General features: G+C 57.4%; 4 protein-coding genes, 2 tRNA genes and 3 rRNA genes. 4 read left to right on the plus strand and 5 right to left on the minus strand.

Going from position 1 to position 11708, the window contains the following annotated elements; translation table 11 throughout:
• The first annotated feature begins 58 nt into the window (after positions 1 to 58).
• Genes xdhA through guaD form a run of 4 tightly spaced genes read left to right on the plus strand, consistent with a single transcriptional unit; the run spans position 59 to position 6107 of the window.
• On the plus strand, positions 59 to 1516 hold the full coding sequence (gene xdhA / locus LG409_RS09485) for a xanthine dehydrogenase small subunit (RefSeq protein WP_227406540.1): 1458 nt from the start codon (positions 59 to 61) through the stop codon (positions 1514 to 1516).
• Positions 1500 to 3923, plus strand: coding sequence for a xanthine dehydrogenase molybdopterin binding subunit (gene xdhB, locus LG409_RS09490; protein WP_227406541.1), 2424 nt, complete (start codon positions 1500 to 1502; stop codon positions 3921 to 3923). Before xdhA ends, xdhB begins: the two co-directional genes overlap by 17 nt.
• The gene (xdhC, locus tag LG409_RS09495; RefSeq protein WP_096922913.1) at positions 3920 to 4789 is read left to right on the plus strand and encodes a xanthine dehydrogenase accessory protein XdhC; all 870 of its coding nucleotides are present in this window, start codon (positions 3920 to 3922) and stop codon (positions 4787 to 4789) included. The genes xdhB and xdhC overlap by 4 nt, the downstream gene beginning before the upstream one ends.
• A 1-nt stretch (position 4790) precedes the next feature.
• On the plus strand, positions 4791 to 6107 hold the full coding sequence (guaD, locus tag LG409_RS09500) for a guanine deaminase (protein WP_096922912.1): 1317 nt from the start codon (positions 4791 to 4793) through the stop codon (positions 6105 to 6107).
• 164 nt (positions 6108 to 6271) lie between these two features.
• Here guaD and rrf read toward each other — a convergent pair.
• The 5 genes from rrf to LG409_RS09525 all read right to left on the minus strand — a co-directional run bounded on the left by rrf (position 6272) and on the right by LG409_RS09525 (position 11563).
• Positions 6272 to 6387, minus strand: a 5S ribosomal RNA gene (gene rrf / locus LG409_RS09505).
• Between the two features lie 153 nt (positions 6388 to 6540).
• Positions 6541 to 9434: ribosomal RNA gene (locus LG409_RS09510) — 23S ribosomal RNA — on the minus strand.
• 244 nt (positions 9435 to 9678) lie between these two features.
• Positions 9679 to 9754: transfer RNA gene (locus LG409_RS09515), tRNA-Ala, on the minus strand.
• Between the two features lie 114 nt (positions 9755 to 9868).
• Positions 9869 to 9945: transfer RNA gene (locus tag LG409_RS09520), tRNA-Ile, on the minus strand.
• A gap of 85 nt (positions 9946 to 10030) precedes the next feature.
• A 16S ribosomal RNA gene (locus tag LG409_RS09525) occupies positions 10031 to 11563 on the minus strand.
• Together the 16S, 23S and 5S rRNA genes with 2 tRNA genes alongside form the textbook arrangement of a ribosomal RNA operon.
• Positions 11564 to 11708 lie beyond the last annotated feature (145 nt).

Here is an 11708-nt window from a genome sequence, read left to right on the forward strand (position 1 = left end):
TTGTCCCAAGCTCACCATTATTGACCAATCGGTCAGAACAATCATAACGGAGTTTGGCATGGCAACGATTGAGTTTCTGCTCAATGGCACCCGTCAACAGTGTCGAGTGCCCCCTGAGACCAGTATTCTAACGCTGTTACGCGACCATTTGGGGGCCACGGGCACAAAAGAGGGCTGCGCTTCCGGCGACTGCGGTGCTTGCACAGTCGCCTTGAAAAGCAGCGACCCCGATCAGCCACCGTTCCTGACGGTCAATGCGTGCATTACGCCGGCTCACCAACTGCACGGTCAGCATCTCGTCACTGTGGAAGGCCTTTCACAGGGCAACTCCTTGCACCCTGCGCAGCGCGCCATGATCGACTGCCACGGCAGCCAGTGCGGTTTCTGTACGCCGGGCATCGTCATGTCGCTGTTCAGTTTGCATACGCAGCAGCAGCGCCAACCTGCCCCCTTGACGCCCGAGCGTCTGGAAGCCGCGCTGGGTGGCAACCTTTGCCGCTGCACGGGCTATCGCCCGATTCGTGATGCCGCGCTGACCATGCACGCCAGCGACTGGCAGCCGCCTCAATGGTGGGATGCGACGCTTGCTGACTCTCAGGATGGCGACAACTCCACACAAGCCTTTCAGGAAGGTCCGCTATTTGCTCAGCCGAGCTCCCTGAGCGAACTGACAGCGCTGCGGCGTGATCTGCCCAATGCCAGGTTGGTCGCCGGCGCCACGGACCTATGGCTGGAAACGACCCAGCGCCTGTCCGCACTGGATCAACTGATCGATACCACCCGCGTGCCCGAGCTGAGCATGATCTCGTCAGCGACCTTTCAGGGGCAGGAAGGATGGTGGGTCGGCGCGGCGGTGACCTATTCGCGGCTTGCTCCGCTGCTGGCAACACACTTCCCCGCTTTCGCGCACCTGCTCCACCGGCTGGGCTCGGAACAAGTGCGTAACCGGGGAACTCTGGGCGGCAATATCGCCAATGCATCCCCCATTGGCGATACCCCACCCGTACTCCTGGCACTCGGCGCTCACCTCGAACTTGCCAGCCATGCGGGTACCCGCTGTTTGCCGCTGCAGGCATTCTTTATCGATTACAAAAAAACGGCCCTGGCCGCCGATGAGGTCATCACACGTATCTTCATTCCGGCGCTGGAGAAGAGTGCTTCACTCAGAGTGTGGAAGCTCTCAAAACGCCGTGAAGACGATATCTCTGCCGTTCTGGGTGCCTTTAGCTACCGCTTGGACGACGGCAAGTTAAGCGACGTGCGCATCGCCTTCGGTGGAATGGCCGCCACGCCCCGGCGCGCTCCGGCAACGGAGGCCGCGCTGGAAGGGCAAAGGGTAGGCAAACAGGCCTTTCAAGCGGCTCGGCAAGCGCTGCAAGATGAGTTCGAGCCCATGAGTGACGTGCGAGGCAGCCAGCAGTATCGTCAGTTGGCGGCCGCCAATCTGCTGGAACGACTCTACTTGTCGCTATCATCACCAGAACAGGAGGTCATGTTGCATGCGTACGCTCACTAAACTCGACAACGACAGTCGCCGGGCCCGGCATGAGCTCGACCAGCGTATACATGGCGCGGCACCCTTGGCACGCCATACCGTGGACAGCAGCGGACAGCGCCAGGCGGGGTCCTCCAGCTTTCATGAGAGCGCCGAAAAACATGTGACGGGGAAAGCGCTCTATATCGACGACCTCAAGACACCTGCTGATGCTTTACACGTGGCTCTGGGGCTCTCACCCGTGGCCCACGGAACCTTGACGCACCTCGACCTGGAGGCCGTTCGCACCGCCCCCGGCGTGGTCGACGTGATCACATTCCACGACGTGCCTGGCCACACGGACATCGGCCCGGTCTTCCCTGGCGACCCTATCTTCGTCGAGCGCGAGATCAGCTATTCAGGGCAGTGCCTGTTCGCCGTGGCTGCCACTTCCCTGAGTGCGGCGCGTCACGCGATGCTGCTTGCCAATGTGCAGATCGACAAGCTGCCAGCACAGCTGGATGCCGTTCAAGCCGCTGCTCAACAGGAGTTCGTTCGTCCCAGCCACACCCAGCAGCGTGGTGACTGGCAGGCCACACTGGAGCAAGCCGAACACGTGCTGGAAGGCGCGCTGTTCATTGGTGGACAAGAGCACTTCTACCTGGAGGGCCAGGCCTGCGTCGTCATTCCGAGCGAAGACGAAGGCGTCATGGTACATACCTCCAACCAGCACCCCAGTGAAACCCAAAAGCTGGTTGCCGAAGTGCTGGGTATCCCGTTTCATGCCGTCACGGTGGAAGTACGGCGCATGGGGGGTGGTTTTGGAGGCAAGGAAACCCAGGCATCCCCCTGGGCCTGCATTGCTGCCCTCATCGCACGACGCACCGGCAAGGCCACGCGTCTTCGCCTACCCAGACGTGACGACATGCGCGCCACTGGCAAGCGCCACCCCTTTCACAACCGCTATCGGCTGGCCATCGATTCACAGGGAGTGATTCAAGGCAGCGACATTACCGTGATCGGCGACTGCGGCTACTCTCCCGATCTTTCCGATGCCATCGTCGACCGCGCCATGTTTCACGCAGACAATGCCTACTCACTGGGCAATGCCCGTGTCACCGGCCACCGAGCCCGCACCCACACTGCGTCGAACACCGCTTTTCGCGGATTTGGCGGCCCCCAGGGCATGATGATCATCGAAGCGGCCATGGACGATATTGCCCGCCATGTCGGTGAAGACCCGCTGACCATCCGCAAGCGCAACTTTTACCGCCCAGAACGCGACATGACCCATTACGGGCAACAGGTCGACCAGAAGCAGTTGCTTCACACGCTCGTCGAGCGCCTCGAGCAACGCAGCGAGTACTGGACGCGTCGACAGCAGATACGGGATTTCAATGTCTCCAGCTCCGTCATCAAGAAAGGACTGGCACTGACACCCGTCAAGTTCGGCATCTCCTTCACCGCCCAGCACCTCAACCAGGCCGGCGCACTGCTACACGTCTATACCGATGGCAGCATCCTGATCAACCACGGCGGCACTGAAATGGGGCAAGGCCTGCACACCAAGATCTGCCAGGTGGTGGCTCTGGAACTGGGGCTGGACCTGGAGAGCGTACGCATCAGCGCCACACGAACGGACAAGGTGCCGAACACTTCCCCCACGGCAGCCTCCAGCGGTGCGGATTTGAACGGCATGGCCGCCCGCGATGCTGCCATCAAACTGCGTGAGCGTCTGTTCGATTTTGCCGCCAACCACTTCGAGGGTGGGCTGGATCGTGAAGGCATGGAGCTGAGGGACGGCATGCTCATCGCAGGCATCGGCGAAAGTGAACGCCGCATTCCCTGGGGCGAGCTGGTGCAGACGGCATATCTACACCGGGTTTCGCTGTCCGAGAAAGGCTTCTACGCGACGCCACTGATTCATTACAATCGCGCAACTGGCCAAGGCCGCCCATTTTATTATTACGCCTTTGGCGCGGCCGCGGCGGAGGTCAGCGTCGACACTTTGACCGGCGAGTATCAGGTCGACCGTGTCGACATACTTCATGATGTGGGCAACTCGCTCAACCCAGCCATCGATATTGGTCAGGTAGAAGGCGGGTTCATCCAGGGCATGGGCTGGCTGACCAGCGAAGAGCTCAAATGGAACAGTGAAGGGACGCTGGTCAGCGATGGTCCAGCGACCTACAAGATTCCTACCTTTGGTGATCTGCCCAGCGTCTTCAATGTCGAACTGCTGGAAGGACACCCTAACTCCATGGCCAGCCTGTACCGCTCCAAAGCGGTGGGTGAGCCGCCCTTCATGCTGGGGATATGCGTCTGGTCAGCCTTGCGCGATGCCCTCGCCAGCCTGGATGACTACCGCAGCTCGCCGCGTCTGGATACCCCGGCCACGCCCGAGCGCGTCATGCTGGCGTCGCATGCCATTCGGAAAAGTGCCTTATGACCCATGAAATGCCCATGACTTGGCACGCCGCCCTCGACCATTGTCAACGCCACGGCACGCCTCATGTCTTGGCCACCCAGATGACCAGCGCAGGCTCCACGCCTCGTGAGCCTGGCGCACGCATGGTGATTACCGAACACGCTGTCTTCGATACGCTGGGCGGCGGCACCTTCGAGTGGCAGACCATTCAGCAGGCTCGCTCCCTATTGAGCCAGCGCCAGGCGGGGTTCTCACTGGAATCCTTTTCGCTGGGCGGTCGTAGCGGGCAGTGCTGTGGCGGGCTGGTCAACGTCCTGCTGGAAGTATTTCTGGGCGCCACCGCTCACATTGCCCTGTTCGGCGCAGGGCATGTCGGACGCGAGATCGTCAAACTCAGCGCTCCTCTGCCTTGGCAGCTCGATTGGTATGACAGCCGCGCCGATGCTTTCCAGTCAGATGTCCCTCGAGCACGCTTGAGTTGTCATTTGCTAGGCGACGTTGGAGATACGGTGGCAGGCTTACCCCTTGGCACCCATGCTCTGGTCATGACCCACGATCATGATGAGGATTATGCCTTGATCAAGGGGTTGCTGGAGCGCGCCGATATTGCGTCCATTGGGCTGATAGGCTCCGACAGCAAGTGGGCGAGCTTCAAAGGGCGCCTTTCCCGAGCAGGTGTCGACCAGCCGATACTGCAGCGCGTGCGCTGCCCCATCGGCTCGGTCAGGAATACCAAGCTCAGCAATAAAACCCCCTACGCCATCGCGCTGAGCGTGGTGACGGAATTACTCTGGTTGACCGACCAACCCTATGCCACTGAGACCCGTGGCCTGGATAGCGCTACGCTACGCGCGCTTTTTGCCCCTACTGCAACGCACTCGAGTTGATATGACCTTGCCCACCGATACACTTATCCGCGCTGAATTGATCAGCTTTCCCAATGACCCCGGCGATGGCAACCTGCCCCACCCTGGCAGTCTGGAACACTATGCTGACGGCCTCTTGTGGCTGAAGGGTGGGCATATCCATGCAGCGGGGCATTATGCCGAGCTGGTTGATCAGTTGCCGAAAGCAGCGGAAGTGATCGACCATCGAGGCAAGCTCATCATGCCCGGATTCATCGATACTCACGTCCACTATGTCCAGTTGGACATCATGGCCTCTTATGGGCGCCAACTGCTGGATTGGCTGAATGACTACACGTTTCCGGCCGAGTGCCAGTTCGCCAATCATGATCACGCCAAGGCGTTATCGGAAGCGTTCTTGAGCGAAATGCTGCGCGCAGGTACCACCACCGCGCAAGTGTTTGGCTCGAGCCACCCAGGCTCCGTGGATGCCTTTTTTGCAGCCTGCCAAAAGCGGCAGCTGCGCATGCTGGTAGGCAAGGTACTGATGGATCGCAATGCCCCCGATGCCTTGATGGATGGCGTCTCGGGTATCTCCGACACAGAGCGACTCATCGAGGACTGGCATGGGAAGCAGCGCCTCGGTTACAGCGTTACCCCGCGTTTTGCGCCCACCTCGACCAGAGCACAAATGGACGCGGCAGGTGCCCTGCTGCGCAATGACCCTACCCTATGGCTGCAGACCCACCTCGCCGAGAACAGCGGAGAACTGGACTGGGTGGCGGAACTGTTTCCCGGCAGTCGAGACTATTTGGCCGTTTACGAAGAAGCAGGACTCGTCGGCCCACGCAGCACCTTTGCCCACGGTATCCATTTGGACAACGGCATGCGCCAACGGTTGGCAGAGCGCGGCGCCAATATCGCCTTTTGCCCCAGCTCCAACCTGTTCCTGGGTAGCGGCCTGTTCGACCGAGACGCTGCCCGAGAGACGGGCATGGCATTTACCTATGCCAGCGACATTGGCGCAGGCACGGATCTTTCAGGCTTCGGCACCTTGAAAAGTGCCTACCAGGTAGGCCAACTGCGTGGTCAGCCTCTGACCGCCTGGCAAGGATTTTATGGCCTCACCCACGGCAACGCCAAAGCCCTCTCTCTGGATAGCCACATTGGACAGTTGGCCCCTTCCTACGAAGCTGACTTTGTCGTGATCGACCCTGACGCCACGTCACTGCTACAGCGACGTAGCCAGCACTGCACCACCCTCGGTGAACGGCTATTTGCATTGATGATGCTCGCCGATGACCGCGCTGTCTATGAAACCTGGGCCGGAGGCGTATGCCAACACCGCAGAGACGCCTAGCAACCGATCTCTTGTAAAGTCACTCTCACCCAGCCACAGGCTGGGTGTTTTTTTGCTCAGGAATTTTCCCAACCAACGTTTCTCGACGCCCCTTCCCACGACAAATTTAACGCATAGCAAAAAGCCCCGAACACAGTGTGCTCGGGGCTTTCTACGGGATAAGTGCCTGACGATGACCTACTCTCACATGGGGAGACCCCACACTACCATCGGCGCTAAGCGGTTTCACTTCTGAGTTCGGCATGGGATCAGGTGGTTCACGCGTGCTATGGTCGTCAGGCGTAACAGGTAATGCATATCATGCTGCGTATTCGTTGACGTGTATTGTGTGCGTCTCTTGTCAGCAAGCACTTGGGCTCACTGCGGCGTATCCGGTGTTGCGAGTGCGTTCACACTCCTCGTTATCATCACGACCAGACCCCTTGGGTGTTATAGGGTCAAGCCTCACGGGCCATTAGTACACGTTAGCTCAACGCCTTGCAGCGCTTCCACACCGTGCCTATCAACCAGCTGGTCTCGCTGGGCCCTTCAGGAGGCTCTAGGCCTCAGGGATGTCTCATCTTGAAGGGGGCTTCCCGCTTAGATGCTTTCAGCGGTTATCCCGTCCGACCATAGCTACCCGGCAATGCCACTGGCGTGACAACCGGAACACCAGAGGGTCGTCCACTCCGGTCCTCTCGTACTAGGAGCAGCTCTTCTCAAACATCCAACGCCCACGGCAGATAGGGACCGAACTGTCTCACGACGTTCTAAACCCAGCTCGCGTACCACTTTAAATGGCGAACAGCCATACCCTTGGGACCGACTTCAGCCCCAGGATGTGATGAGCCGACATCGAGGTGCCAAACACCGCCGTCGATGTGAACTCTTGGGCGGTATCAGCCTGTTATCCCCGGAGTACCTTTTATCCGTTGAGCGATGGCCCTTCCATACAGAACCACCGGATCACTAGAACCTGCTTTCGCACCTGCTCGACGTGTCTGTCTCGCAGTCAAGCACCCTTATGCTCTTGCACTCATTGCACGATGTCCGACCGTGCTGAGGGTACCTTCGTGCTCCTCCGTTACGCTTTGGGAGGAGACCGCCCCAGTCAAACTACCCACCACACACTGTCCTCGATCCGGATCACGGACCTGAGTGAGAACGCCAATGATGCCAGGCTGGTATTTCAAGGTTGGCTCCCCTCGAACTGGCGTCCGAGGTTCAAAGCCTCCCAGCTATCCTACACAGGCAACATCAGCGTCCAGTGTGAAGCTATAGTAAAGGTTCACGGGGTCTTTCCGTCTAGCCGCGGGTACACCGCATCTTCACGGCGATTTCAATTTCACTGAGTCTCGGGTGGAGACAGCGTGGCCATCATTACGCCATTCGTGCAGGTCGGAACTTACCCGACAAGGAATTTCGCTACCTTAGGACCGTTATAGTTACGGCCGCCGTTTACCGGGGCTTCGATCAAGAGCTTCGGACGAATCCTAACACCATCACTTAACCTTCCGGCACCGGGCAGGCGTCACACCCTATACGTCCTCTTGCGAGTTGGCAGAGTGCTGTGTTTTTACTAAACAGTTGCAGCCACCTGGTATCTTCGACCGGTTCGGGCTTGGAGAGCAAGTCTCGTCACCCTACGCCGGCGTGCCTTCTCCCGAAGTTACGGCACCATTTTGCCTAGTTCCTTCACCCGAGTTCTCTCAAGCGCCTTGGGATTCTCACCCTGACCACCTGTGTCGGTTTGGGGTACGGTCGCACATGATCTGAAGCTTAGAGGCTTTTCCTGGAAGCGTGGCATCAATGACTTCGACACCGTAGTGTCTTCGTTTCGTGTCTCGGCCTTGGAGGGTCCCGGATTTACCTGAGACCCAAGCCTACTCACTTTCACCAGGACAACCAACGCCTGGCTCACCTAGCCTTCTCCGTCCCCCCATCGCAATCATGTCCGGTACGGGAATATTGACCCGTTTCCCATCGACTACGCCTTTCGGCCTCGCCTTAGGGGCCGACTCACTCTGCTCCGATTAGCGTCGAACAGAAACCCTTGGTCTTCCGGCGAGGGAGTTTTTCACTCCCTTTATCGTTACTCATGTCAGCATTCGCACTCGTGATACCTCCAGCATGCTTCTCAACACACCTTCATCGGCTTACACGACGCTCCTCTACCGCTCATCCGTAAGGATGAACCCGTAGCTTCGGTACCTGGTTTAGCCCCGTTACATCTTCCGCGCAGGCCGACTCGACTAGTGAGCTATTACGCTTTCTTTAAAGGATGGCTGCTTCTAAGCCAACCTCCTAGCTGTCTGAGCCTTCCCACATCGTTTCCCACTTAACCAGGATTTGGGGACCTTAGCTGACGGTCTGGGTTGTTTCCCTTTTCACGACGGACGTTAGCACCCGCCGTGTGTCTCCCACGCTTGCACTCACCGGTATTCGGAGTTTGCCTCGGGTTGGTAAGTCGGGATGACCCCCTAGCCGAAACAGTGCTCTACCCCCGGCGGTGATACGTGAGGCGCTACCTAAATAGCTTTCGAGGAGAACCAGCTATCTCCGAGCTTGATTAGCCTTTCACTCCGATCCACAAGTCATCCAAATCTTTTTCAACAGATCCTGGTTCGGGCCTCCAGTTGATGTTACTCAACCTTCACCCTGCTCATGGATAGATCGCTCGGTTTCGGGTCTATATCCAGCGACTGTGTCGCCCAGTTAAGACTCGGTTTCCCTACGGCTCCCCTATACGGTTAACCTCGCCACTGAATATAAGTCGCTGACCCATTATACAAAAGGTACGCAGTCACAGAACAAGTCTGCTCCTACTGCTTGTACGCACACGGTTTCAGGATCTATTTCACTCCCCTCTCCGGGGTTCTTTTCGCCTTTCCCTCACGGTACTGGTTCACTATCGGTCAGCCAGGAGTATTTAGCCTTGGAGGATGGTCCCCCCGTCTTCAGTCAAGGTTTCTCGTGCCCCGACCTACTCGATTTCACGTGATCAGATTTTCGACTACGGGGCTATCACCCGCTATGGCCAGACTTCCCAATCTGTTCGTCTAATCCGTCACACGCTTAAGGGCTGGTCCCCGTTCGCTCGCCGCTACTAGGGGAATCTCGGTTGATTTCTTTTCCTCAGGGTACTTAGATGTTTCAGTTCCCCTGGTTCGCCTCTTACGCCTATGTATTCAGCGCAAGATACTCATCTTGTGATGAGTGGGTTTCCCCATTCAGAGATGTCCGGGTCGCAGGTCGTTTGCCACCTCACCGAACCTTATCGCAGGCTACCACGTCTTTCATCGCCTCTGGCTGCCTAGGCATCCACCGTGTGCGCTTCATTGCTTGACCCTATAACCCGAAGGAGTCTGGGGTTCGCAATGATAACGATTGCCGGATACGCTTGAGACGTATCACAATACAATTTACGTAGAAACGTGTTAAACACGTTTCTGTCAGCATGATATACATTGTTAAAGAGCGACTGTTCTATGAACAGTGATAAGACGACGCAGTGCGTTCTGGCTTATCAATGGTCACAAAACCAACAAACGGTACGAGAAGCACAGGAGGTGTCACCTGGTACGACGCGATATGGTGGAGCCAAGCGGGATCGAACCGCTGACCTCCTGCGTGCAAGGCAGGCGCTCTCCCAGCTGAGCTATGGCCCCATCGTGTTATGCAAGACCAACCTCTTGTTATAAATTCCTCGCAGACACGTCAATGAACCGCACATTGCAGCAAGCTGCAGGGGGCGATGTCGTCGTTTCGGCGTAACAGGAATTTGGTGGGTCTGGGCAGATTTGAACTGCCGACCTCACCCTTATCAGGGGTGCGCTCTAACCAACTGAGCTACAGACCCAAGAGGGGTCGTGCGAAAACCGTTTGCTCTATCATCTGATCAGGTAATTCATTGTGAGCGCTTGCCGCGAGGGGAAGACATCGTTTAAGGAGGTGATCCAGCCGCAGGTTCCCCTACGGCTACCTTGTTACGACTTCACCCCAGTCATGAACCACACCGTGGTGATCGCCCTCTTGCGTTAGGCTAACCACTTCTGGTGCAGTCCACTCCCATGGTGTGACGGGCGGTGTGTACAAGGCCCGGGAACGTATTCACCGTGGCATTCTGATCCACGATTACTAGCGATTCCGACTTCACGGAGTCGAGTTGCAGACTCCGATCCGGACTGAGATCGGCTTTTCGGGATTGGCTCACTCTCGCGAGTTGGCAACCCTTTGTACCGACCATTGTAGCACGTGTGTAGCCCTACTCGTAAGGGCCATGATGACTTGACGTCGTCCCCACCTTCCTCCGGTTTGTCACCGGCAGTCTCCTTAGAGTTCCCGCCATTACGCGCTGGCAAATAAGGACAAGGGTTGCGCTCGTTACGGGACTTAACCCAACATTTCACAACACGAGCTGACGACAGCCATGCAGCACCTGTCTCTGCGTTCCCGAAGGCACTAAGGTATCTCTACCGAATTCGCAGGATGTCAAGAGTAGGTAAGGTTCTTCGCGTTGCATCGAATTAAACCACATGCTCCACCGCTTGTGCGGGCCCCCGTCAATTCATTTGAGTTTTAACCTTGCGGCCGTACTCCCCAGGCGGTCGACTTATCGCGTTAACTTCGCCACAAAGTGCGCTAGGCACCCAACGGCTGGTCGACATCGTTTACGGCGTGGACTACCAGGGTATCTAATCCTGTTTGCTACCCACGCTTTCGCACCTCAGTGTCAGTGTCAGTCCAGAAGGCCGCCTTCGCCACTGGTATTCCTCCCGATCTCTACGCATTTCACCGCTACACCGGGAATTCTACCTTCCTCTCCTGCACTCTAGCTTGACAGTTCCGGATGCCGTTCCCAGGTTGAGCCCGGGGCTTTCACAACCGGCTTATCAAGCCACCTACGCGCGCTTTACGCCCAGTAATTCCGATTAACGCTCGCACCCTCCGTATTACCGCGGCTGCTGGCACGGAGTTAGCCGGTGCTTCTTCTGTGAGTGATGTCTTTCCTGATGGGTATTAACCACCAGGCGTTCTTCCTCACTGAAAGTGCTTTACAACCCGAGGGCCTTCTTCACACACGCGGCATGGCTGGATCAGGGTTCCCCCCATTGTCCAATATTCCCCACTGCTGCCTCCCGTAGGAGTTCGGGCCGTGTCTCAGTCCCGATGTGGCTGATCATCCTCTCAGACCAGCTACGGATCGTCGCCTTGGTGAGCCTTTACCTCACCAACTAGCTAATCCGACATAGGCTCATCCGATAGCGGGAGCCGAAGCCCCCTTTCTCCCGTAGGACGTATGCGGTATTAGCCTGGGTTTCCCCAGGTTATCCCCCACTATCGGGCAGATTCCTATGCATTACTCACCCGTCCGCCGCTCGTCAGCGGGTAGCAAGCTACCCCTGTTACCGCTCGACTTGCATGTGTTAGGCCTGCCGCCAGCGTTCAATCTGAGCCATGATCAAACTCTTCAGTTTAAGATCAATGCGATCCTTACTCGCTGCCCGAAGGCAACAAAAGCGGATCAAACTTGGCTCAAGGTTCAAACGAATTCACTGCGATACTCCGAAGAGTATCTTGATGTTCGCTTGCCTTGATATTAGGTGATGATTCACCCTCATC

Origin of the sequence: Halomonas sp. NyZ770 (assembly GCF_020616575.1) — a bacterium.
Lineage (GTDB): Bacteria > Pseudomonadota > Gammaproteobacteria > Pseudomonadales > Halomonadaceae > Vreelandella > Vreelandella hamiltonii.